The sequence below is a fragment of the Arthrobacter sp. L77 genome, assembly GCF_000816565.1.
GTDB classification, from domain to species: Bacteria; Actinomycetota; Actinomycetes; order Actinomycetales; family Micrococcaceae; genus Arthrobacter_D; species Arthrobacter_D antioxidans.
Window position 1 is genome coordinate 1,051,872 of record NZ_JWSU01000004.1, and the last position, 22,803, is coordinate 1,074,674.

Consider the following 22,803-nt stretch of genomic DNA (forward strand, 5'->3'; position numbering starts at 1 on the left):
AGGCAAAACGCCTCTGCGTCCGAGGCCCCCCGGGTGGCGGTGGAGGGAAGCCGCACCGGGACGGCAGGACGCCGCGTCGGCCGCCGGCCGGCCCTACCATGGGGCGGTGAGGTCTTCGAGGGACGAGCCATCAGAGCAGGCGCCGGCGACGCCCGGCGCATCCACGACAGACGGGGCCCCGGGCTCCGGACGCCGGGGGCGGTCCGCCCGGATCCTCGGTGGCGGGACCGAGCCCGACCCCCGGTTCACCCTCGCCAACGAGAGGACCTTCCTCGCGTGGATCCGGACGGCGCTCGCGCTCCTCGCCGGCGGCGTCGCCGTCGAGGCCTTCACCACGGACACGTTCGCGCAGCCGGTCCGCACCGGGCTCGCCGTCGTGCTCCTGCTGCTCGCGATGGTGCTGGCTGTCGCGGCCGGTGTCCGCTGGCTCGCCGTCGAGCGGGCCATGCGCCGACAGGCCCCGCTGCCGCTGTCGATCCTCGTCCCCGTCCTGGCCGGTGGGGGCGCGCTCGTCGCCGCAGCGTTCCTCGTCGTCGTCCTGGGCAACGCCTGACCGTGCGGGGACCGCGGGAGGACCCGGCCCCGAGGCCGCACGAGGATCCCGGACTGCAGCCCGAACGGACCACGCTGGCCTGGAACCGCACCATGCTCGCGCTGGTCATCGCCGGTGTACTCCTGCTCCGCTGGGTGCCCCGCCACGGCTGGTTCCCGCTCGGGTTGACCCTGCTGACCGCCGCGACGGCCCTGGCCATCACCGCCGGGCAGGCCCGCCGCTACCGCCGCAGCGCCCGCGGGATCCGGGAGGGGCGGATCGATGCCGACGTGGCCGGCGTCCTGGGGACCACGGTTGCCGTGGCACTGCTCGGTGCGCTGGCCCTGGTCGTCGTCGTCGCCCTGCCCCTGCGTTGACCGCCGGGCGTGCGGCAGGGCGGGCCGGACGGCGCCGCTTCACATGACGGGCCCGGTGAGGTGCGCACCACATCGCCGGGTAAAATCCGACCATCATCCGTCGTATCCAGTGCCGTGTACGCCCCGTTCTCCGTGACCTGAAAGCAGGCCGTTGTGACAGTGCCCCTCGAAGTGACCGCCCCACCCGTCGGCGACCGGCCCGGCGACGCGGCAGGCGACGTCAGCGCCGATCTCCGGGCCGACGTGCGGCGTGTCAGCACGCTGCTGGGCGAATCCCTCGTGCGGCAGCACGGGCAGGAGCTGCTGGACCTCGTGGAGCGCGTCCGCCTGCTCACGAAGCAGTCCAAGGAATCGGGCAGCGTCAGCGACGCGGGTGAGCGCGCGGAGCTGGCCGGTCGCGTGCGCGAGCTGCTCGCGGCCCTGCCCATCGACCAGGCGACGGACCTCGTGCGGGCCTTCGCCGCCTACTTCCACCTGGCCAACGCCGCCGAGCAGGTCCACCGCGTGCGCGGCCTGCGCGCCCGGCCCGAGGAGGACGGCTGGCTCGCGCAGACCGTGTCCCGCATCGCCTCCGACGCCGGCCCGGCCGCGCTCGCCGACGTCGTCGCGTCCCTCGACGTGCGCCCCGTCTTCACGGCGCACCCCACCGAGGCCTCGCGGCGGTCGGTCCTGGACAAGCTCCGCCGCCTCTCGGACATCCTGGCCGAGGCCACGCCCGAGGGTTCCCAGCGACGACGGCGCCAGGACCGGCGGCTCGCCGAGGTCATCGACCTGATCTGGCAGACGGACGAACTGCGGCAGGTGCGGCCCACGCCCATCGACGAGGCCCGGAACGCCATCTACTACCTCGGTGACATCCTCACCACCTCGATGCCCGAACTGCTCGAGGACCTCTCCGACCTCCTGGCCGAGCACGGCGTGGCACTGCCCGCCGAGGGAGCGCCGCTCCGGTTCGGCTCGTGGATCGGCGGCGACCGCGACGGCAACCCGAACGTCACCGCGGCCGTGACCCGCGAGATCCTGCAGATCCAGAACCAGCAGGCCGTCCGCATCGCCATCCATTTCATCGACCGGCTCATCTCCTCGCTCTCGTCCTCGACAGCGATCGTCGCGGCGTCCGGGGAGCTGACGGCGTCCATCCAGCGTGACCTGGCGAACCTGCCCCGCCTGGACAAGCGGATCCTCGAGCTCAACGCCCAGGAGCCCTACCGGCTCAAGCTGACCTGCGTGAAGGCCAAGCTGCTCAACACCGCCGCGCGCGTGCAGAACCACACCGCGCACGAGCCCGGCCGGGACTACAACGACACGGCGCAGGTGCTGGCGGATCTCGAGCTTGTCGGGGACTCCCTCCGGGAGCACGCGGCGGGCCTCGCCGCGGACGGTGCCCTCGCCACCGCGTCGCGCGTCATCTCCTCCTTCGGGCTGCATCTCGCGACCCTCGACGTCCGCGAACACGCGGATATGCACCACGACGTGATCGCCCAGCTGACCGACCGGCTGGGAGAGCTGGGGGTCCCCTACCTCGAGCTGTCCCGCGCCGACCGGCTCCGGACGCTGTCGGACGAGCTGGCCTCGCGCCGTCCGCTGGCGACGGCGAAGCCTCCCCTGGACGACGCCGCACGCCGCACCTTCGACGTCTTCCGCGAGATCGCCTCCGCCCTGGAGACCTACGGCCCGGACGTCATCGAGACCTACATCGTCTCCATGACGCGCGGCGCGGACGACGTCCTCGCCCCGGTGGTGCTGGCCCGCGAGGCCGGACTGGTCGACGTCGTCGGTGACGGGTCCGGAGGCGCCGACTCCGGCGCGTTCGCGAAGATCGGCTTCGCGCCGCTCCTGGAGACGGTCGACGAGCTGCGGGTCTCCGCCCGGATCGTGGACACCCTCCTGTCCGATCCCACGTACCGGGAGGTGGTGCGCCTGCGCGGCGACGTGCAGGAGGTGATGCTCGGCTATTCGGACTCCAACAAGGAATCGGGGGTGCTCACGAGCCTCTGGGAGATCCACAAGACGCAGCGGCTCCTGCGCGACGTCGCCGCGAAGCACGGGGTCCGGCTCCGCCTGTTCCACGGCCGCGGCGGATCCGTGGGCCGGGGCGGCGGCCCGACGTACGACGCCATCATCGCCCAGCCCAACGGCGTCCTCGAGGGCGAGATCAAGTTCACCGAGCAGGGCGAGGTCATCAGCGACAAGTACTCGCTGCCCGCCCTGGCCCGGGAGAACCTCGAGCTGTCCCTGGCCGCGGTCATGCAGGGCTCCGCGCTGCACCGCACGCCCCGCTCGTCCGACGACGAGCGGGACCGCTGGGCGGAGGTCATGGAGACGGTGTCGGACGCCGCCTTCGCCCGCTACCGCTCGCTGATCGACCACGAGGACCTGCCGGCGTACTTCCTCGCCTCCACGCCGGTGGAGCAGCTCGGCTCGCTCAACATCGGGTCGCGGCCCGCGAAGCGGCCGGATTCGGGCAGCGGCCTCGGCGGCCTCCGCGCCATCCCATGGGTCTTCGGCTGGACGCAGTCCCGGCAGATCGTCCCCGGCTGGTTCGGCGTGGGCTCCGGACTGCGCGCCGCGCGGGAGGCCGGCCATGAGGGGTTGCTCGCGGAGATGCTGGAGCGCTGGCACTTCTTCCGCACCGTGGTCTCGAACGTGGAGATGACCCTCGCGAAGACGGACCTGGACATCGCCGCGCACTACGTCGAGGCCCTCGTCCCCGGCGAGTTGCAGCATCTCTTCGGCGTCATCCGGGAGGAGTACGAGCTCACGCTCGCCGAGATCAGGCTGCTCACGGGCGAACACGAACTGCTCGACAACCAGCCGGTCCTGAAGCGCTCCCTCGCGGTGCGCGACCAGTACCTCGACCCGATCTCCTACCTCCAGGTGGAGCTGCTGCGCCGTGTGCGGTCCGAGGCCGACGGCGGGCAGCCCGACGGGCAGCTGCAGCGCGCGATGCTGATCACCATCAACGGCGTTGCCGCCGGGATGCGCAACACGGGCTGAGCCCCGTACTCCTCCGCACACCGTCGCCCCGGAATACGCCCGGCGACGGTGGGGTTTGCGCCTCAGGCAGCCGAAAGGCGTCCGGCCCGCCGTGACCCGGCGGGCCGGCCCACGAGAAGGAGACCCATGAAGGCAGTGTTCTACGAGCAGTACGGCGACCCCGACGTCCTCCAGTACGGTGAGCAGCCGGACCCGAAGGTGGGACCGGACGCGGTGCTCGTCGACGTCCGTGCGTCCTCGGTCAACCCGGTGGACTGGAAGATCACGGCCGGGTACCTCGACGGTGCCCTGCCGGCGTACTTCCCGGTGATCCCGGGGTGGGACGTGGCCGGCGTCGTCGTCCGGCCCGGGCCGTCGGTGACGGAGTTCCAGGCGGGCGACGAGGTCATCGGCTACGTCCGCGCGGACACCGTGGGCTTCGGGACCTTCGCGGAGCAGGTCGCCGCTCCCGTCCGCACCCTCGCCCGGAAGCCGCGCAACGTGTCCTGGGCGGAAGCGGCCACCATGCCGCTGGCCGGACTCACGGCGTACCAGTCGCTGGCGGCCGTCGGCGTGTCCGACGGCGAGACCGTCCTGGTGCACAACGGTGCGGGCGGTGTAGGCACGTACGCGATCCAGATCGCGAAGGCGTGGGGAGCCCGCGTGCTGGCCACCGCGTCCGCGAAGAACCACGACTTCCTGCGCTCGCTCGGCGCCGAGCCGCTGACCTACGGCGAGGGGCTCGGCGAGCGGATCGCCGAGGCCGCGCCGGAGGGGCTCGACGCCGTCGTCGACTACGTGGGCGGCGACGACTGGGTGGCCTCCCTCGCCTACCTGTCGGACCCGGCCAGGGTTGCCTCCGTGGCCGACGCCGAGGTGAAGGACAAGGGCGGCCGGTACATCTTCGTCCGGCCGAACCCCGAGGACCTGCTCGCGCTCACCGAACTCGTCGAAGCGGGCAGCGTGAAGCCCGTGCTCGCCGGGACCTTCCCCCTGGAGCGTGCGGCCGACGCGTTCCGCAGCAGCATCGACGGCCACGTGCGCGGCAAGATCGCCGTCACCGTCGGAGACCAGGGCTAGGCCCGGGTGCTCCGGGGCACGGCGGCGTCCTGCCGCCGTGCCCACGCGTCCGGCTAGTAGCGCGAGTCCTCGTAGTCGCCGCCCCCGAGGTGGACCGGCTCGCGCCGGGCATCCTGCTGCGCCCGGAGCCAGTGCCGGTACTCGTGGTCCACGCGGTGCCGGCGGGAGCCCGCCGTGATGAGCAGCAGGAAGATCGCCAGGACGGCGAAGAACGCCAGGTTCATCGCGAAGGGCTGGCCGAACACCCGTTCGACGGCGATCCACAGCAGTCCCCACGAGGTGGCCGCGGCCACGGCGAGGCGCCCGCGGTCCGTCGAGCAGACGATGGCGGCCGTCACGAGGACGGCGCTGATCCCGAGGATGGACCACGCGACACCGGACCAGCCGAAGAGGTCCGCTCCCGCGGCCGTGAGGAACGCCGCCCAGTTCGCGGCCGCCGCCAGCAGGACCCAGCCCAGGTAGAGGCCGATCGGCGTATCCACGAGTGCCCCCTCGAGCCTCGTCTCGTTGGGGTGGTCGTTCATGGTCCGGACGGCGGACAGGAGCGCGAAGAAGAGCAGCATGATCACCACGAGGCTCAGCGTCAGGCGGTTGGCCTGTGCGCTCAGGATCCACGCGAGGTTGAGGAGCATGGAGGCCGCCACGGTCCAGCCGAGGTGCCGCTGGCGGTCGGTCCTCCGCTGCGACGGCAGCCACTGGAACACCGTGTACGCCACCAGGCCCACGTAGATCACGCTCCAGATGGAGAAGGCCGTCGACGACGGCGCCAGCAGCGTCGCGTCCGGGGCGAACAGGCCGCCCGCGGCGTCCCGGATGGACGGGCCGCCGAAGGCCCCGACCCCCGCCGCCGAGCCGAGGATGCAGGCGATCGCGCACACCGTCACGACCACCTGCCGCACGATGTCCCGGTCCCAGGAGGAGACGTGGCGGGCCGTCGCACTGCTGCCCCGGTGGATGACCCTGCCGGTCACGTTCGCCGCGGCCCTCGCCCGGACGGCCGCGACCCGGAGCCGCTCCGTAGCGTCCGGGCCGCCGGCGTCACTGCCCGTGCCCGTGCCAGCGCCAGTGGCTTCCTCGCTGCCCGCGGCTTCGATGGTCGTGGCTCCGCTGGGCGCATCAAGGGCACTGGTGCTGCCGCCGGGGGTGGCTCTGCTGCCGGAGGCCCTGGTGGTCGTGGCTCCGCTGGGCGCATCCAGGGTGCGGGTGCCGCCTCCCGTCGTACCGCCCGCACTCGCGGTACCCGTCGCTGAGGTCGGCGCGGGAGACATGCCGGCCCCGTCGTCGCCGCCGGCCGCAGCAGCACGCGGCTGTGCGGCCTTGAGGCGTTCGAGGACACTCGCCGTGTCCGAGGAGGGTGCGGCAGCGGGAGCTTCCTGCGCGACGGTCGGGGGCCTGACCGGCTTGTCAGGGAGCTTCGGACCCGGGTTCTTCGGGGTGCTCATGCGCGTTCTTGGCCTTCCGGTGTTTCTTCAGGGCGAGGATTGCCGCCGTGATGGCTCCCACAAGCGTACCGATCACCATTCCGAGCAGGGCACCCATCCAGGCGGGCAGCCCGGTCGAGGCGCCCGCGACGAAGCCGAGGCCCACCAGCCAGGCCGTCCACAGCGCGCCTCCGGTGCCGGCGGCCAGCATGAAGGGGCGGAGGGGCAGTTCCGCGATGCCCGCCGCGGCGACGCTCGCGGTGCGCCCGCCGGGCAGGAAGCGCACGGCGACGACGGCGGCGTAGGTGGGCGAGGAACCCGCCTTCGCGATGGCCTCGCGCAGCCCCCGATGCACCCGGCGCCCCCAGCGGAAACGGTCGAGGACATACGTGAGCCGGCGCCGGAACAGGAGGAACAGGGCCACGTCCCCCAGCCAGCTGCCGGCCCACGCGACGAGGCCCGCGACGGGCAGCAGGAGCATGCCGTCGGCGGCCATGGTGCCGGCGCCGATCACGAGCAGTTCCGAGGGCACCACGGGGAGCACCACATCGGCGACGACGACGGCGAACATGAGGAGGAGGTAGAGCGGGTCGGGGATGTCCGTTCCGGGCAGGTCCACTCCGCAAATGTACCGTCCGGACCCGGGGCGCCGCCGGGGACCGGGGGGAGACCCGGGCCGGGGCAGGGGAGAATGCAGGGACGAAACCGGGCGGGAAACCGGGACGGGTCAGGGCAGGGTCAGGCGAACCCGGCGAGGGTGAGGCCGGATTCGAAGCTCCGCTCGGTGCCGTCCACCGGGTCCGTGAACGCGATGCTGTGCGCGAGGAGCTGCAGTGGCCGGGTGTAGTCGTCGGGTGCCTGCGGATGCAGCACCGGGTAGAACGGGTCGTTCACGATGCCGAGCCCGAGGGACGCCATGTGCAGCCGGAGCTGGTGGGTCTTGCCGGTGTGCGGCTGCAGCCGGTACAGGCCGCGGCCGGCGCGCTGGTCCAGCAGGCTCACCGTGGTGTGGGTGTTCGCCGGTCCCTCGACCTCCTGGGCCAGCAGGTAGGTCCGGGACTTCACGATCCTGCTGCGCACGTCCTGCGGCTCCTCGTCGAGCCGCAGCTCCGGCCGGACCGGCGCCACGGCCCGGTATTCCTTGCTGATGCGCCTGTTCTCGAAGAGCAGCTGGTAGGCGCCGCGGGTGTCCGGGTCGATGGAGAACATGAGGATGCCCGCCGTCATGCGGTCCAGCCGGTGCATGGGGATGAGGTCCGGGATGCCGAGTTCCACCCGCAGCCGCACGAGGGCGGACTCCGCCACGTACATGCCGCCCGGCGTGGTCGGGAGGAAGTGCGGCTTGTCGACGACGAGCAGGTGATCGTCCTGGTACAGGATCGACAGCTCGACGGGCAGCCGCTCCTCGACCGGCAGCTCACGGTAGTACCAGACGAACGTGTGCTCACCGAGCGGGGTGGACCGCGTCAGGACCTCGCCGCCCAGGGCGACCACCTCCCCGCGGTCGAAGCGCTCGCCGATACCCTCGGGATCCACGTGGTCGAAGCGGTCGAGGATGTAGTCGAGGGCGGTCTCCCACGGGCCCTCGGCCGGCAGGCGGAGCCGAGTCGCGTTGACGCCGTTGCGCACGGGCAGGGGTGATCTCATCGCCATCAGCGCATCACCTCTCCGATTCCGTCCATCTGGTCAGGGTAGTGCCGTCCCGGCCGGGGCTTCCAATCGCGGCTGGCAGTGCGGACAGTAGTAGAGCTCGCGCAGTTCGGTCTCCTTGTCCCCGAGCTGTTCGAGTGCCACGGGCGTGCCGCAACGCAGGCAGCCCCGCCGGGACCGCCCGTACACCCAGAGCGTGTTGCCGCGGAGCTGTCCCGTCGTCGCCCGGGTGCTGCGCTCCTTGTTCGCCTCGAGGAGCTTCTTGGACAGCTCGACCATGCGCGGCAGGTTCGGCACCTCGCCCACCGGGGTGAGCGGGTGGACGCCGGCGAGGAAGCACAGCTCGCACCGGTAGACGTTGCCGATCCCCGCGAGGTTCCGCTGGTCGAGCAGGGCGAGGCCGATGGGACGCTCCGGCTGCTCCCTCAGGCGTCGCAGTGCCTCCTCCGGGTCCCAGTCGGGACCGAGCAGGTCGGGCCCCAGGTATCCGACGGCGTCGTCCTCCTCGGCGCGCGGGATCACCCGCAGGAAGCCGAGTTCGAAACCGACGACGACGGCGTCCGCGGTCTCCAGGATGCAGCGCGCCTTGAAGGCCGGTCTCCGCCATTTCTCCCCGCGGGCGTAGACGTGCCAGAGGCCCTCCATCTTGAGGTGCGAGTGGATGTCCCAGCCGTCGTCGCCCCCGCCCCGGATGAGCAGGTGCTTCCCGCGGGACACCGCCTCCTGCACGGCGTCACCGGTGAAGTCCACGGTGGCGAAGCGGGGCACACGGATGTCGCAGCGCGTCAGCGTCTTCCCGGCGAGGGCGCGGTGCAGTTCGCGGGCGGCGCGCCACACGGTATCGCCCTCAGGCACGGATCCTCAGCCCCTTCGGTGTGGAGTGGAAGCCGGCGTCGGCGAGCGCGCGGCCGATGTCGGTGTCCAGGATCTCGCCGCCGTTGACCTTCTCGAGGGCCATCTTGTCCGCGGCCCCCCGGCGGATGATCGTGACCAGGGCCAGCGCTGCCGCCCGCAGGACGTCGACGTCCTCGGTGAACGCCAGCAGTGTCTTGCCGCCCCGCTCCACGTACAGCGCGAGCGCCCCGTCCACGAGCACGACGAGCGCCCCCGCCTTCCGCCCGGCGCGGTGGCCGCCGTCGGCCTGGGGCCAGCTGAGCGCCGCGCCGTAGGGGTTGGCGGGATCCGTGGCCGCGAGGGCCACAGCCTTCAGGGGAGCGGCTTCCCCGCCGAGCACGTCCTGGGCGGTGGGCAACTGGTTGTCGGCGCTGAAGGAGCGCAGGCGGTCCACCGTGGCCGGGACGGCGAACTGCGCGGCGCCGAGATGCTCGATGAAGTAGCCGCGCCGGCACCGGCCCATCTCCTCGAGCCGCGCCAGCACCTTGTACATGAGGCCGAAGCCTCCGGGGATGCCCTCGTTGCCGACGGCCCCGCGGGTGACGACGCCGTAGCGGTCGAGCAGCAGTTCCGCCTGCGCGTGCGCGTGCAGGGTGGTCTCCGCCTCGACGGCGGGCAGCATGTTCCAGCGGCCGGCCGCGAGGGGAGGCGTGGCCCGCTGGTAGCCGCCGGTGGCGCCGTCGTCGCCCGCCACGCTCAGCCGCATCGAGGCCCCGGTGAGTGACTTGCCGGGGGCGCGGCCCAGCCGCCCGGCCCGCGAGGTCCGTGCACGGGCCGGGACCGGTCGCTGCTTGTGGGCCGTCTTCCCGTGCGCGAGGAGGGCGCGCACGGGGGAGAACGTGTCGTTGCTGATCCTGCCCGCCCACACCAGGTCCCACAGGGCGGTGACGACGGCGGCGTCCGACGTAGCCTCCTGCACGTCGAGCTGGTTGGTGAGCTGGCGCAGGAAGTACCCGCCGCCACCGGCGAGGAGGTCGAGCAGTCCGGTGTGGAGGGCCGTGGGCTCGAAGGTGGGATCGGGTCGGAGCGTCAGGGAGGCGTTCTCGGCCAGGTGCAGGGCGATCCAGCCGTCGTTGCCGGCCAGCGACCCGGCGCCGGACCAGAGCACCTCGCCGGTCGCCGTCAGCTCGTCGAGCATGGCGGGCGCGTAGTTGGCCACGCGCTGGGCGAGGATCAGCGGCTCCCACGCCGACGCGGGGATGGGCACGCCGGAGAGCTGGTCGATGACGGTGACCACACCGTCCAGGCCGCGCAGCCCGGAGCCGATGTGCTGCCAGGCGGGCAGGAACCGCCCGTAGGCGGCGGGGTCCACCGGCTCCACCTCCTGGCGCAGGGCGGCCAGCGACCGGCGGCGCAGGCGGCGGAGGACCTCGGCGTCGCACCACTCGCTGGCGGCCGGGGCGTGCACGGTGATGGTGCCGGGCTCGGCGCCCGAGGCCGCCGAGATGTCGAGCACGGGTACCGACTCGGCGGGGCGGAACTCGCCCTCCACCACGCGCCCGGCGCCGGCGAGGCGCTGCAGCGACCCGGCGACGACGGCGACGCCGAGCCCCAGGCGGGATGCGGCCTCCGCGGCCGTGAAGGGGCCGTGCGTGCGCGCGTAGCGCCCCACGAGGTCCCCGAGGGGATCGTCGACGGGCTCGATGAAGGCCAGGGGGATGCCCATGGGCAGGGGGACGCCGAGGGCGTCCCGCAGGCGGGCGGCGTCCTCGACGGCGGCGACGCGCTCGACGCCGCCGATGTGGACGGTCAGGGCGCGGTTGGCCTTCACGAGGGCGGCCACGTGTCCGCGCACCACCTCGGGTGAGGCCCTCACGGGGTTCGGGGCGGCCGGGGCGTTCGCGGCGAGCAGCTCCTCGTCGGAGGGGTCGTCGGACGGGGGCGCACCGGACGGGGATGTGCCGTCCTCCGGGTCGTCGCCGGCCACCCGGAGGGTGGCGCCGGCCGGCGGGGTGCTGTCGGCGAGGGCGGCGGCGGCCTGCTCGTCGGCGGGTGCCGCGAGGCGCTCGGTGATCTCCTCGACGGTGAGCGGTCCGAGCAGGCGCAGCAGGTCGGCGACGCCCTCGAGCCCGCGGGCGAGGCGGTCCTGCTTGAGGCGCTGCAGCTCGAGTTCCGTGTCGGCGATGACCCGGGCGTCCAGCAGTTCCCGCAGTTCGGCCCGGCCGAGCAGTTCGTTGAGGAGGGTCGGGTCGAGCGAGAGCGCGGCGGCCCGGCGCTCGGCCAGCGGGGAGTCGCCCTCGTACAGGAAGGACGCGACGTAGCCGAACAGCATGGAGCGCGCGAAGGGTGAGGGCTGCTGCGTGGTGACCTCGACGATCCGCAGTTCCCGGCGTTCGAGCGAGGCCGCGAGGTCCTTCAGGGCGGGGAGGTCGTAGACGTCCTGCAGGACCTCGCGCACGGTCTCGAGGACGATCGGGAAGGTCGGGTACTTCTTCGCGACGTCGAGCAGCTGCGCCGACCGCTGCCGCTGCTGCCACAGCGGGGTGCGCTTGCTCGGGTTCTGGCGGGGCAGCAGCAGGGCGCGGGCCGCGCACTCGCGGAAGCGGGAGGCGAAGAGCGCGGACCCGCCCACCTCGGCCGTCACGATGCCGTCGAGTTCCTCGGCGTCGAACAGGAACAGGTCGGCGCCGGGTGGCTCGTCGTCCATGAGGGGGACGCGCAGCACGATGCCGTCGTCGGAGGCCATCGCGGAGCCGTCCATGCCGTAGCGCTGCTCGAGCCGCGCGCCGACGGCGAGCGCCCACGGTGCGTGAACGGGCATGCCGAAGGGGCTGTGCAGGACCACGCGCCAGTCGCCGAGCTCGTCGTGGAAGCGTTCGACGACGAGCGTCCTGTCGTTCGGCACCACCTCGGTGGCTTCGCGCTGCTCGCTGAGGTAGGTGATGAGGTTCCCCGACGCCCAGGTGTCGAGTCCGATCTTCTCGCACCGCTCCTGCGCCTTCTCCGGCGTGGCCCCGGACATCTCGCGCCGGAAGGCGCCGAGGGCACGGCCCAGTTCGACGGGCCGGCCGAGGGAGTCGCCCTTCCAGAACGGGAGCTTGCCGGGCTGGCCGAAGGCGGGGGAGACCAGCACGCGGTCGTGCGTGATCTCCTCGATGCGCCAGCTGGTGGCGCCGAGGGCGAAGACGTCGCCCACGCGGGATTCGTAGACCATCTCCTCGTCGAGCTCGCCCACGCGGCGGCCCCCGGCGCGGGGACCCTCGCCCTCGGAGCCGACGAGGAAGACGCCGAACAGCCCGCGGTCGGGGATGGTGCCGCCCGAGGTGACGGCCAGGCGCTGCGCTCCGGGCCGCCCGGTGATGGTGCCCTCCACGCGGTCCCAGATGATGCGCGGGCGCAGTTCGGCGAACTCGTCGGACGGGTAGCGTCCGGCGAGCAGGTCGAGGGTCGCGTCGAAGGCGGAGCGGGGCAGGGTGGCGAACGGCGCGGAGGTCCTGACGACGTCGAACCACTCCTCGACGTCGATGGTGCCGAGCGCCGCGGCCGCGACGGTCTGCTGCGCGAGGATGTCGAGCGGGTTGGTGGGGATGTAGAGGGGTTCGATCTGCCCGGCGAGCATGCGCTCCACCGTGACGGTGGTGTTGACGAGGTCCCCGCGGTGCTTGGGGAAGAGCACGCCCTGGGACACCTCGCCCACCTGGTGGCCGGCGCGCCCCACGCGCTGCAGGCCGCTCGCCACGGAGTGCGGCGACTCGACCTGCACCACGAGGTCCACGGCGCCCATGTCGATGCCGAGCTCCAGCGAACTGGTGGCGACCACGCAGCGCAGGCGCCCCGACTTGAGGTCGTCCTCGATGAGGGCGCGCTGGTCCTTCGAGACGGATCCGTGGTGGGCGCGGGCGAGGAGCGCCTCGGCGCCGCTGGACTGCCCCGCCTGGGCCATCATCTGCGCCGGCGTGGCGGTGGTGTGCGCGAACGACGGCGCGGGCACGGGCTCGACGGCGTCCGGGTCGCCGCCCGCCGCCCACACGGCGTCGCGCTCGCGGCGTTCAGCGTGGATCTCGTTGAGCCGCGCGGTCAGGCGCTCGGCGAGTCGGCGCGAGTTGGCGAACACGATCGTGGACCGGTTCTGCTGGATCAGGTCGACGATCTTCTCCTCGACGTGCGGCCAGATGCTCGCCTGCGGCACGGCGTCGCCGTCGTCGTCGGTGTTGGCCGCTGCTCCGCCGAGCTCGGTCATGTCCTCCACCGGCACGGTGACGGTCAGGTCCCATTGCTTCTTCGACGGCGGGGCGACGATCTCCACGGGGGCGTTGCCGGAGAGGAAACGGGCCACGGTCTCCTTCGGCTCCACCGTGGCGGAGAGCCCGATGCGCTGCACGGGCTTCTCGAGCAGGGCGTCGAGGCGGGCCAGCGACACCGCCAGGTGCGCGCCGCGCTTGGTGCCTGCGACGGCGTGGACCTCGTCGATGATGACGGTGTCCACCTCCATGAGCGTCTCGCGCGCCTTCGAGGTCAGCATGAGGAACAGGGACTCGGGCGTGGTGATGAGGATGTCCGGTGGCCGCGTCAGCATGGCCCGGCGTTCGGCCTGCGGGGTGTCGCCCGAGCGGACGCCGACCGTGATGCTGGGCGCGGGCAGGCCGAGGCGCTTCGCGGTCTGCGTGATGCCGATCAGCGGGGCCCGGAGGTTCCGTTCGACGTCGACGCCGAGCGCCTTCAGGGGTGAGATGTAGAGGACACGGGTGCTGCGCTTCGGCTTCGCCGGGGCCTTCCGGCCCTTGGCGGGGGTCGCGGGTTCGGGTTCGACGTCGCCGCTGCCCTCGCCGGAGGCGATCAGCCGGTCCAGTGCCCAGAGGAATGCGGCGAGGGTCTTGCCCGAGCCGGTGGGGGCGACGACGAGCGCGTTGGAACCCGCGGAGATGGCGGACCAGGCACCCTCCTGGGCGGGAGTGGGTTCGGAGAAGGCTCCCGCGAACCACTCATGGGTTGCGGGGGTGAACCTCGTCAGTACCTGCGTCACTCCCTCATCATGCCCCAGCGCACCGACACTCGGTCAGGACGCCGGTGTGCAGGGACGGACTAGGAAGCGGCCTGCAGGGGGCTGATCGTCATCAGCACGATCGACGCGGCCGAACAGGCCGGGAGCGCCTGGGGCAGGACGAGCGAGTCGGTGGCGCCGGGCGGGTAGACGCGGAGGCCGGTCGCGGGCGTGAGTCCGCAGTCGGCACCGTAGTTCTGGGCGTTGGCCTGCCGCAGGGTGGCCGTGGCGGACGCTCCCGGGGCGAGGAGCATGGGCACCGATGCCGCGCCGTCGCGGTCCGCCGGGGCACCGATTTGGTTGCCCGAACCGTCCACGGAGGAGACGCCCGGGTACCCCGCGACCGTGCACCCCTGGTCCGAGGCGTTGGTCAGCACGAGCGTGCGGTACACGCTCCCGGCAGCGCCGCCGCCCGGCTGGTCCTGGACGGACCCCGTCAGCTGAGCCGCGGTGCAGGGGCCGGCCGCGGCCGGCGTGGACGCCTCCGGGGACGGCGACGCGCTCGGCGCAGGGGCAGCAGGGGCAGCAGGGTCCGCGGGTGCAGTCGTGGATGCGGTGGACGGCGACGCCGTGGACGTCGGTTCGGGCGCTGGTGTCGTGGCTGACGCCGTCGACTCCGCGGACGGTGATCCGGACGCCGTCGGTGCTCCGGTCGCGGTCTCGGAGGTCGACGCGGCCGGTTCTCCGGTCCCCGGATCCGACGTCGAGCACCCGCTCACGGCGACGAGTGCTCCGGCAGCCGCAATGGCCGCGATCCAACGCTTGCTCCCCAGCAGTGTAGTCATGGGCTCACCCTACGGCCGCGGCCTCCCACGCCACAGAGGTGCACCACGTCGTGCCGAGATCGTTACCTGGGCCGCCTACTCGTGGTGGTACGAGCGCCCGCCCGCGATCTCCTGCGCCCGGTACACCTGCTCGGCGAGGATGAGGCGCACGAGCTGGTGCGGGAAGACCAGGGGCGAGAGGGACCAGGTGAAATCGGCCCGCTGGTGCACCTGCTGGTCGACGCCGTACGCGCCGCCGATGATCACCGTGACGCTGCGGGAGGCCTCGAGCGGCGCCAGCAGGGTCCGGGAGAGGGCCGGAGAGTCGATCGCCTTGCCGCGTTCGTCGAGGAGGATCACGTAGTCGGCGCCCAGTTTGGCGAGGAGTCGCTCCGATTCCTCCTTGCGCGCCGCATCGTGCTCTCTCGCCGAATGGGCGATGAGCTGCCAGGAGAGGTCGAAGGGCTTCTTCAGCCGCCTGGAGTACCGCTCGATGCCGTCGGACACCCAGCTCTCATGCTTGCGGCCCACTGCGAGCACCCGGATTGCCATTGGTTCAGGCTATCGCCCGGATCACGGTTCCATGCCCGCATCCTCGGACCGGGCGACGTGCACCCCGTAGGGTGGAATGCAGACGAAAGGAGCACTACATGAAGAAAATTCTCATGGTTCTGACCAGCGTTTCCGAGCTCGGCGACACGGGGGAGAAGACCGGCTACAACGTGGCCGAGGCCTCGCATCCCTGGAAGGTCTTCAAGGATTCCGGGCACTTCGTGGACTTCGCCTCGATCCAGGGCGGCCAGCCCCCGCGCGACGAGGTGGACACCACCGATCCCATCCAGGTGGCCTTCACCGAGGACGAGACCACGCGGGCAGGCCTCTACAACACGGCCCGCGTGGACGTCGTCGACCCCGGCCAGTACGACGCCGTGTACCTGGTGGGCGGCCACGGCACCATGTGGGACTTCCCGGACAGCGACGGACTGCAGAAGCTCGTTGCCAGCGTCTACAACGCCGGGGGCCTGGTGGGCGCGGTCTGCCACGGGCCGGCCGGCCTGCTGGACGTGGAGCTGGAGAACGGTCTCCGCCTCGTCGAGGGCCGGAGGGTGGCCGCCTTCACCAATGACGAGGAGGTCGCCGCAGGCAAGGACAAGGTCATCCCGTTCTTCCTGGCGGACCGGCTCGAGGCGCAGGGTGCCACCCACGTCTTCGCCGATGTGTTCGAGGAGAAGGTCGTCGTCGACGAGCGCCTGGTGACCGGCCAGAACCCGGCGTCGGCCGCGGGCGTGGCCAAGGAGATGGAGAAGCTCTTCGCGGAGGTCATCCATCAGGAGAAAGCCGAGGAGCAGCACGAGACGGAGGCCCTGCGCGCCGAGAAGGATGCGCTCAAGGCCGCTGCGGTGGAGGACGAGAGCTGACCCCGCCACCCCGCCCGGAGCCGACCGGCTCCGGGTGGGGGCAGGGCCCCTGCTTCGCCTACCCGGCGGCGTCCTCCCGTGGCGTGATGCCGAACGCAGGGCACTGAGGTTCGGTGATGTTCCCGACGCCGGCGTGTGGTGCGCTCGGGAGTGGTCTGCAGGGCCATGATGGTGAGCCCCGAACTGTCGACGGCGAGCGCCGCGCCGCAGCCGTCGGCGAACCGCATCCCCTGCTCGCCGCCGGTGACGGAGGTGAGCCTCTGCGACGGAGTGACCTATGGCGGAGTGCCTGATCATTGGCGCGCCACCGTGTCGGAGGATGTGACAGGTCGTGCGGGTGGTACCTGCGGACGGTAGCGGGAGGAGACGGAGTGGCGGATACAGGTAGTGATTCCAGTGGCAGGGCAGAAAGCCGAAAACCCGCGAGATCCACAGTGAAGTGGTACTGGAAGCTGGCTGGTCTGCTGTTCTTCGGCTACACCATTCTTTACATGTCGATGCCTGTTCTGGACTCCTTCGGGATCGAAAGCATCCGATGTGAGGTGGGTGCGGCACGGGCTGATACAAGCTCCGGCGGTACCAGGGGCTCGGCCTCAACGGCCGGTGTCCTGGTCGAGACGACCGACTGCGGAAAGATCCACGTGGCCGAGGGGGTCAATTTCGACAATCAAGCCGAAGTCGCTGGGTCCTTCAGGACCGGCAGCCACTACGAATTCGATCTCGGCTGGTTCTCACGAGTGGTGACGAAGGACATCAGACACGGAATTCCCTCGGTGCGGGACTATCGCCTGGTGGGGTGATCCGTCCACACGTGCTGAACTGTCACCGCCCGCGAACGGCGCGTTCGCCCATACCGGAACGGCAGCATCATCAGGGCGGGGTCTGCGAGTGACCCGCTCCCGGGTGTCATGGTTTCGCAGCGCACGGTAGAGCCCTCGCACGACTGCTCCGGGTGCACCGCGCTCAAGGACGACGTGTCAGCATCCGGACCCGGAAACACAAAACGCCCTCCCGTAGGAGAGCGCAGTGTGGTCGATACCTGACGACATCACGTGGCGGTGACGGTGGGATTTGAACCCATTGCGGTAGCCCCTCAGATCCAAAGTGTTACCTCGTAAAGCCCTAGAATCCAGCGTTTCTGACCTTCATTCGTGGGGCCAACATATTGCTCATGTCGTAGGTGCTCCATCCCTTGCCGGTTGAGGGCCACGACGACGTTGTCCAGGTCATCCGGGAACAGTGCGGCGTCGGTGTCCAGGGTGACCTGGGCGGACTTGTGGCCGAGCATCCTCTGGACGACCTCCACGTTCGCCCCAACGCTGATCGCGAGCGATGCGGCCGTATGCCGTAGGTCATGGAGCGTGACTGCTGTTCGAACTCGTTGCGGTTGATGGGGTTGTTCCATCCCCCCCCGACCCGGGCCTTTAGAAATCCCCGCCCGGGTAGATGCCCTCGGGCAGGGTGAAGCACGCAGATCCCGAGGCGATACGGATCTCGTTCGGGGACAATCCTTCGGAGACGAGATGACTCTCCCCAGGAGCAGGCGGGTCGATCTGGATCCGATAGTCTTCATTTACGTCCCTATCGACGGATACTTCGGTTCCGTTCGCCCGGTAGTGGGCTTCGATGGCTTTCACGATGGGCTCTATCTCGGTTCCTTCGGCGACCGTGACCGTCGTTGCAGCAGCCCAGTGGTGCTGGGTCTCGTTGCAGGACAGAAGCGTGCCCGTCTGCTGTTGATCGATCGAGAGAACAGCATCTTCCGGGATCAGTGCGGCGATCTCCCGTTCCATGGCCTGGGTGCGGGCTTTGGCTTCCTGCCAGGTCAGGTCAGTTTCCATCGGCTCCTCCTGTGTGCGAGCAGCCGTTGGCGCAGGCGGCTCGGTCGGATCCGCATTCGGGTTCCCGGCACAACCGGCAAGCCCTATCAGACCCACCACCAACAACGTCATGGCACCGCTCCGCGCCCTCATCGAGTCACAGTTCTAAGCATTTTTTCGAGCGCTTTCATGTTGTCCTCGCTGTCGGCGGCGATGAGGCTGTGGTTGTCCATGAGGATGTTCCCTTCTTGGATGCTGTTGATCGCACCGTCGAGTTCGTCGTCGTCGGGTCCGCGGTAGAAGTGCTGGTCGAACGCAATGAGCAACCCTTAAAAATTTCTCAGCCTACTCCGCCGGAGATGCTTTTCCAGCAGGCCCGACGAATCATTTAGTGTTCGACCAACCTAGGTCAGTAAGGCTTGGATCCCTTTTTCTGGGCGAAGGTCTTCGGGATTCAGACGCGCACGGTTCCGCCTCGTTGCGCAATTGTTGGTATAGCGCCGTTTCTCGGGTACGCCCGGAGCAGGTCCGTCGCGCTGCTCTGTCAAATCTTCTTTGCAGGGTAGGGAGCGAGCGTATCGCAGAAGATGTGCGGTCACTCTGCTGGGTCCAGTGGCCACATGAGGGGCGATTCTGGCGGTCGCTGCAACAGGAAGTGTCCTGATCGGTTTGATGGGGATCATGAAGCAGCAATGTGCTTGGGTCTTATGCTTCAGTTAGAGGGCCATCCCCAATCGGGGCCAGTTTCGCTGAGGGTGCTTGAATCATCACTCCCCGAAGGCACCGCGCAGCAGGCCGTTGGTGATGCCGCGCTGCCAAGGTGAGCGCGGGTCGCAGAAGCAGATGTCGAAACTCGTGTCTATCTTCATGGCCCTCGGTCCCGTGGATCTGCATGCTCATGCATAGTCTTGGGTGCAAAGACGTCGCAGTCGGACTTTGGTCTTTTGGATGAGGGCATCACGAGGCCGACGAAGTACTTCGATCCCATCGTGTCGCCCTTTGTGCCGACATGAGGGCTCTTCGAGGCGTGCGCGGTTCGAGAGCCAATCGCAGGCAGAGCGCCGCGATGTGGCGTGATTGAACGTGGCTGAGGACAAGCGCGGCGGAAATCGCGTTACTGCTGAGCTGCCGCTGGCCCTTCCCTGACAAAGCAGAAGGCCCCGCATCCCTGTGTTCGCAGGGGCTGCGGGGCCTTCTCGGTGGCGGTGACGGTGGGATTTGAACCCACGTTGGCTTTTACACCAAACAACATTTCGAGTGTTGCACCTTCGGCCGCTCGGACACGTCACCAACGCCACTACGTTACCGGGTCCAGCGCCCCAGACCCAAAACGGCCCGGGCAGAACAGCTAGGGGAGCTCGACGACGTCGTTCTTGCCGACGTCGGGCTTGGTGCCCGTCACGAGGCCCTTGACCATCTTCACGGCCGAGACGACGCGAGGCGCGTCCATGGACCAGTACTCGGCGGTGTCGGCGTCGACGTGGATGAGCGCGACGGCGGGATCCTCACGGCCGTTCTCGAACCATGCGGACACCGACGGCCCCCACAGCTCGTCGATCTTCGCCTGGTCCTTCGTCAGGGTGGCCGTGCCCGCGATCGAGACGTAGCCCTTGCCCGTGCTCGCGGAGACGTTGACCTGCGGGTTGGCGCGGATCTCGTCGGCCTTGGGGGAGGGGTCCTCCGTGAAGAACCAGAGGTCGCCGTCGAAGTCCTTCGCCTGGAGCGCGAGGGGCCTGCTCACGAGCCGGCCATCGAGGCTCACGGTGGTGAGGATCGCGATGTCGGTCTTGCCGAGGATGTCCTGTACTTCTTTCAAGCCGTCCTGCTGATCTGCCACGTCTACTCCTTCGAAGGGGATGCTGCGGATTTCATCAGCCTACGCACTATCGCCCCGGGCCGGAACCGGACCGCTGGGCCGCGAAGAACTCCGTGAGCAGCAGCGCGCACTCCTCCTCGCGGACCCCCGCGACGACCTCGGTCCAGTGGTTCAGCCGGCGCTCGCGCAGCACGTCGAACACCGAGCCCGACGCTCCTGCCTTCTCGTCCCAGGCCCCGAACACCACGCGGGGGATGCGCGCCAGGACCGAGGCGCCGGCGCACATGGCGCACGGTTCGAGCGTGACCACCAGGGTGCAGCCCTCGAGCCGCCACGCGCCGAGACGTGCGGCGGCGGCGCGGATGGCCTGCACCTCGGCGTGCGCCGTCGGGTCCCCGAGCTCCTCGCGCTGGTTCCAGCCCGTACCGAGGACCGCGCCGTCGGGCCCGACGACGACGGCGCCGATCGGCACGTCCGCGCTCGCGCGGGTCAGTGCGGCCGCCTCCAGGGCCAGCCCCATCCACGCCCGGTGCTCGGGGGGGACGGGGAGGAGGGAGGGGGCCATGGCTCCAATGGTACTTTTGAGGTATGCGTGTACTGGTAGTCGACCACCCCCTGGTAGCCCACAAACTCACGGTTCTCCGGGACAAGGACACGTCGTCGCCGGTGTTCCGGCTCCTCACCGAGGAACTCGTCACCCTGCTGGCCTACGAGGCCACCCGCGACGTCCGCGTGGAGACCGTGTCCATCGAGACGCCGGTCACGAAGACCGAGGGCGTCGGACTCGTGAAGCCCACCCCCCTCGTGGTCCCCATCCTCCGCGCCGGCCTCGGGATGCTCGAGGGCATGACGCGCCTCGTGCCGACGGCCGAGGTGGGCTTCCTCGGGATGGCCCGCAACGAGGAGACCCTCGAAGCCATCACGTACGCCGAGCGGCTGCCGGACGATCTCACCGGGCGCCAGGTCTTCGTGCTCGACCCGATGCTCGCCACGGGAGGCACCCTCCGCGAGGCCATCAAGTTCCTCTTCGCCCGGGGAGCCGCGGACATCACCTGCATCTGCCTGCTCGCCGCCCCGGAGGGCCTCGCCACGCTGCAGGAGGAGCTCGAGGGCCGCAACGTCACCATCGTCCTGGCCTCGATCGACGAGCGGCTCGACGAGAAGTCGTACATCGTCCCGGGCCTGGGCGATGCCGGCGACCGCCTCTACGGCGTCGTCGGTTAGGACCCACGCCCCGGCCGCTTCGTCTCGTGACGGGCCGGACTGCTCTGTCGTCAGCCCTCGTAAAGGCTTGCATTCGGACGAATCGTCCATTTCCGGCGTAAGGCGTGGACGTCGTGCGCCCTGTCGACGGACCAGGGCGCTTCGATGCACATTCCGTCTCCCGCATGAGGCGTCCGCATGCTGGACTATCGACCTTTGTTACTTGCGCGTAGCCGATTGTTACGTGCAATAATTCGTCACGTGAACACCCTTTCACTCGCATATTCAGCCGCGGTCTCCTCCCCGGACACTTTGTCCGGAGTCGGCCGCTGCTGTTTTCGAATGCACGCGTAACGGTTACACCCCAACCCTTTTACGCATTCTCAGGCCCAACGGCGGGCGATCCTCTTCATCCCGACCGGGCACATCCCGCATTCGAGCCGCGATGACGGCACACTTCACGAGGTTGGTTCCATGTCAGTTAATCCGGGTTACGTCCACATCTCCCTCCGCTCGCCCCAGAACCGCCAAGCACGCCCGTCCTTCGGGCACGCCCTTCCCGGTCACGCGCAGCAGCCCCCGGCTTCCCAGTCCCGCCTGCAGGCCGTCCCCGGCGGGGATGCCGGGCCGGCCATGACCGCGCCCGTCCCCGTCGTGACGCCCAACGGCGTCCCGGGCCCCCAGGCGGTCACCGGCGATACGACCGCGCGGGGCTTCGTGCTCTACGTCGCCCTGGACGAGGCCACCGCCGCGGCGGCGGGCACCACGTTCACCAAGCTGGCCCAGGACGTGCGGGCCTATGTGCGCTCCCTCGTGCCGACCGCCGAGAGCCACGCGGCCGTCGCGCTCGCCCCGGCGGATGCTCCCGGCTCGGACATCGACGTCGTCCGTACTGCGCTCGGCGACCCGACCGTCGCCCGCCGTGCCCGCCCCGAGGCCGTCCCCGCACCACCCCGGGCGCAGCAGTCCCGGCCCACAGGAGTGCTCATCGACCTGTCGCGGCGCGAGGTCCACCTCGACGGCGAGACCCTGAACCTCACGTTCAAGGAGTTCGAACTCCTGAACTACCTCGTGGAGAACGCGACCCGCACAGTGGGTCGCGAGGAACTGCTCAGCGGGCTGTGGCGGAACGCCGACGAGGTGCCGAACGAGCGCACCATCGACGTGCACATCCGTCGCCTGCGCTCGAAACTGGGCCGCCTGGCCAACACCGTGCGCACCGTCCGCGGCCAGGGCTACCGCTTCTACGACCACCCGGAGGTCGTGGTCTGGGCGGCCCCCGAGTACTCCATCTAGGCTGCCGGGCACACCGGTGAAGCCCTAGACTGCGAGAATGGCCTCCCACCACCTGAAACGACTCATGCTGCTGCGCCATGCGAAGGCCGAGTTCCAGGAGGGCATCCCCGACCACGAGCGGTCGCTCAGCTCGCGCGGCCACGCCGACGCTCCGCTCGTGGGGCGCTGGATGCTGGAGCACGACGCCGTCCCGGACTTCATCCTCGTCTCCACGGCCCTGCGCACCCGCCAGACCTGCACCTGGGTCTGCAAGGAGCTGGGGGACAAGGCGCCCACGCCCAAGCTGGAGGACGAGCTCTACGCGGCCCGTCCCTCCGAGATGCTCACTCTGATCAACCACGTGCCGCAGACCGTGACGAGCCTGCTCGTCATCGCGCACAACCCCGGCATCCAGGACCTGGCGATGCGCCTCGCCTCCGTCCGCTCCAGCGAGCGCGCGGTCATGGACCTCGCGACGGACTACCCGACGTCCGGTCTCACCGTCATGACGTTCGACGCCCCCTGGGCGGAGCTCGACGGGCGCGACGCCGACGTCACGGACTTCGTGGTGCGCCGGGCGTCGACGCTCCGCTGAC

General features: G+C 70.3%; 21 protein-coding genes, 1 tRNA gene and 1 pseudogene. 9 read left to right on the forward strand and 14 right to left on the reverse strand.

Translation table 11 applies throughout. From position 1 onward, the window contains the following. Positions 1-106 precede the first annotated feature (106 nt). The 4 genes from RY94_RS07575 (at position 107) to RY94_RS07590 (ending at position 4,965) form a co-directional block, all read left to right on the forward strand. On the forward strand, positions 107-553 hold the full coding sequence (locus RY94_RS07575; protein WP_082046123.1) for a DUF202 domain-containing protein: 447 nt from the start codon (positions 107-109) through the stop codon (positions 551-553). A 2-nt stretch (positions 554-555) separates the two neighbouring features. Beyond that, a complete protein-coding gene (locus RY94_RS07580) occupies positions 556-909 on the forward strand; it encodes a DUF202 domain-containing protein (protein WP_043443196.1) in 354 nt (117 codons plus the stop codon). Positions 910-1,080: 171 nt separating this feature from the next. Continuing rightward, positions 1,081-3,906 carry a phosphoenolpyruvate carboxylase gene (gene ppc / locus RY94_RS07585; RefSeq protein WP_043443198.1) on the forward strand — a complete coding sequence of 942 codons (2,826 nt, stop codon included), beginning with the start codon at positions 1,081-1,083 and terminating at the stop codon, positions 3,904-3,906. Positions 3,907-4,032: 126 nt separating this feature from the next. Beyond that, a complete protein-coding gene (locus RY94_RS07590) occupies positions 4,033-4,965 on the forward strand; it encodes an NADP-dependent oxidoreductase (RefSeq protein WP_043443200.1) in 933 nt (310 codons plus the stop codon). Between the two features lie 53 nt (positions 4,966-5,018). Here the strand turns inward: RY94_RS07590 and RY94_RS18110 are convergent, their stop codons facing one another. The 7 genes from RY94_RS18110 to RY94_RS07625 form a co-directional block, all read right to left on the reverse strand. Further along, on the reverse strand, positions 5,019-6,407 hold the full coding sequence (locus RY94_RS18110) for a TspO/MBR family protein (protein WP_052274072.1): 1,389 nt from the start codon (positions 6,405-6,407) through the stop codon (positions 5,019-5,021). After that, positions 6,370-7,005: a DedA family protein gene (locus RY94_RS07600; protein WP_231554443.1), complete on the reverse strand. Its 636-nt coding sequence runs from the start codon at positions 7,003-7,005 to the stop codon at positions 6,370-6,372. The genes RY94_RS18110 and RY94_RS07600 overlap by 38 nt, the downstream gene beginning before the upstream one ends. A 119-nt stretch (positions 7,006-7,124) precedes the next feature. After that, positions 7,125-8,033 (reverse strand): RluA family pseudouridine synthase, encoded by a 909-nt coding sequence (locus tag RY94_RS07605; protein ID WP_043443948.1) that lies wholly within the window; start codon positions 8,031-8,033, stop codon positions 7,125-7,127. A gap of 39 nt (positions 8,034-8,072) precedes the next feature. Then, complete coding sequence (locus RY94_RS07610) at positions 8,073-8,891, reverse strand: DNA-formamidopyrimidine glycosylase family protein (protein WP_043443202.1); 819 nt, start codon at positions 8,889-8,891, stop codon at positions 8,073-8,075. Then, positions 8,884-13,893: an Lhr family ATP-dependent helicase gene (locus RY94_RS07615; protein ID WP_043443204.1), complete on the reverse strand. Its 5,010-nt coding sequence runs from the start codon at positions 13,891-13,893 to the stop codon at positions 8,884-8,886. The genes RY94_RS07610 and RY94_RS07615 overlap by 8 nt, the downstream gene beginning before the upstream one ends. 59 nt (positions 13,894-13,952) lie before the next feature. Then, on the reverse strand, positions 13,953-14,696 hold the full coding sequence (locus tag RY94_RS17220; RefSeq protein ID WP_082046125.1) for a DUF4232 domain-containing protein: 744 nt from the start codon (positions 14,694-14,696) through the stop codon (positions 13,953-13,955). 75 nt (positions 14,697-14,771) lie between these two features. Then, positions 14,772-15,227, reverse strand: coding sequence for a 23S rRNA (pseudouridine(1915)-N(3))-methyltransferase RlmH (locus RY94_RS07625; protein WP_197060610.1), 456 nt, complete (start codon positions 15,225-15,227; stop codon positions 14,772-14,774). Between the two features lie 98 nt (positions 15,228-15,325). On the opposite strand from RY94_RS07625, the gene RY94_RS07630 reads away from it, so the two are divergent. Continuing rightward, the gene (locus tag RY94_RS07630) at positions 15,326-16,093 is read left to right on the forward strand and encodes a type 1 glutamine amidotransferase domain-containing protein (protein WP_043443206.1); all 768 of its coding nucleotides are present in this window, start codon (positions 15,326-15,328) and stop codon (positions 16,091-16,093) included. Between the two features lie 371 nt (positions 16,094-16,464). After that, positions 16,465-16,893 (forward strand): hypothetical protein, encoded by a 429-nt coding sequence (locus RY94_RS07635; protein WP_156135061.1) that lies wholly within the window; start codon positions 16,465-16,467, stop codon positions 16,891-16,893. Between the two features lie 293 nt (positions 16,894-17,186). Here the strand turns inward: RY94_RS07635 and RY94_RS18620 are convergent, their stop codons facing one another. From RY94_RS18620 to tadA, 7 genes and pseudogenes are all read right to left on the reverse strand, one after another. Beyond that, positions 17,187-17,399 (reverse strand): hypothetical protein, encoded by a 213-nt coding sequence (locus RY94_RS18620; RefSeq protein WP_442853441.1) that lies wholly within the window; start codon positions 17,397-17,399, stop codon positions 17,187-17,189. Positions 17,400-17,408: 9 nt separating this feature from the next. Then, positions 17,409-17,498, reverse strand: a pseudogene (locus RY94_RS18695) (hypothetical protein); the annotation flags it as partial. 19 nt (positions 17,499-17,517) lie between these two features. Beyond that, entirely contained in the window at positions 17,518-17,934 is a 417-nt protein-coding gene (locus RY94_RS18355) for a hypothetical protein (RefSeq protein ID WP_043443210.1), read from the reverse strand. A 128-nt stretch (positions 17,935-18,062) separates the two neighbouring features. Continuing rightward, positions 18,063-18,239 (reverse strand): hypothetical protein, encoded by a 177-nt coding sequence (locus RY94_RS17765; protein WP_156135062.1) that lies wholly within the window; start codon positions 18,237-18,239, stop codon positions 18,063-18,065. Between the two features lie 874 nt (positions 18,240-19,113). Beyond that, positions 19,114-19,203 (reverse strand) — tRNA-Ser (locus RY94_RS07650). 58 nt (positions 19,204-19,261) lie between these two features. Then, complete coding sequence (locus RY94_RS07655) at positions 19,262-19,750, reverse strand: pyridoxamine 5'-phosphate oxidase family protein (RefSeq protein ID WP_052274074.1); 489 nt, start codon at positions 19,748-19,750, stop codon at positions 19,262-19,264. A 46-nt stretch (positions 19,751-19,796) separates the two neighbouring features. Next, complete coding sequence (gene tadA, locus RY94_RS07660; protein ID WP_043443213.1) at positions 19,797-20,294, reverse strand: tRNA adenosine(34) deaminase TadA; 498 nt, start codon at positions 20,292-20,294, stop codon at positions 19,797-19,799. Between the two features lie 23 nt (positions 20,295-20,317). On the opposite strand from tadA, the gene upp reads away from it, so the two are divergent. The 3 genes from upp to RY94_RS07675 all read left to right on the forward strand — a co-directional run bounded on the left by upp (position 20,318) and on the right by RY94_RS07675 (position 22,802). Then, positions 20,318-20,953, forward strand: a complete 636-nt coding sequence (upp, locus tag RY94_RS07665; RefSeq protein ID WP_043443215.1) for a uracil phosphoribosyltransferase — start codon at positions 20,318-20,320, stop codon at positions 20,951-20,953. Between the two features lie 453 nt (positions 20,954-21,406). Further along, positions 21,407-22,228, forward strand: a complete 822-nt coding sequence (locus RY94_RS07670; protein WP_043443217.1) for a winged helix-turn-helix domain-containing protein — start codon at positions 21,407-21,409, stop codon at positions 22,226-22,228. Positions 22,229-22,265: 37 nt separating this feature from the next. Further along, complete coding sequence (locus RY94_RS07675) at positions 22,266-22,802, forward strand: SixA phosphatase family protein (RefSeq protein WP_043443219.1); 537 nt, start codon at positions 22,266-22,268, stop codon at positions 22,800-22,802. The last annotated feature ends 1 nt before the right edge of the window (position 22,803 follow it).

Coding starts and splice junctions, on each gene's coding strand:
- RY94_RS17220 (WP_082046125.1), bottom strand. CDS start 14,696: ATGACTACACTGCTGGGGAGCAAGCGTTGGATCGCGGCCATTGCGGCT.
- RY94_RS07605 (WP_043443948.1), bottom strand. CDS start 8,033: ATGAGATCACCCCTGCCCGTGCGCAACGGCGTCAACGCGACTCGGCTC.
- tadA (WP_043443213.1), bottom strand. CDS start 20,294: ATGGCCCCCTCCCTCCTCCCCGTCCCCCCCGAGCACCGGGCGTGGATG.
- RY94_RS18110 (WP_052274072.1), bottom strand. CDS start 6,407: ATGAGCACCCCGAAGAACCCGGGTCCGAAGCTCCCTGACAAGCCGGTC.
- RY94_RS18355 (WP_043443210.1), bottom strand. CDS start 17,934: ATGGAAACTGACCTGACCTGGCAGGAAGCCAAAGCCCGCACCCAGGCC.
- RY94_RS07630 (WP_043443206.1), top strand. CDS start 15,326: ATGAAGAAAATTCTCATGGTTCTGACCAGCGTTTCCGAGCTCGGCGAC.
- RY94_RS07590 (WP_043443200.1), top strand. CDS start 4,033: ATGAAGGCAGTGTTCTACGAGCAGTACGGCGACCCCGACGTCCTCCAG.
- RY94_RS07675 (WP_043443219.1), top strand. CDS start 22,266: ATGGCCTCCCACCACCTGAAACGACTCATGCTGCTGCGCCATGCGAAG.
- upp (WP_043443215.1), top strand. CDS start 20,318: ATGCGTGTACTGGTAGTCGACCACCCCCTGGTAGCCCACAAACTCACG.
- RY94_RS07670 (WP_043443217.1), top strand. CDS start 21,407: ATGTCAGTTAATCCGGGTTACGTCCACATCTCCCTCCGCTCGCCCCAG.
- RY94_RS07625 (WP_197060610.1), bottom strand. CDS start 15,227: ATGGCAATCCGGGTGCTCGCAGTGGGCCGCAAGCATGAGAGCTGGGTG.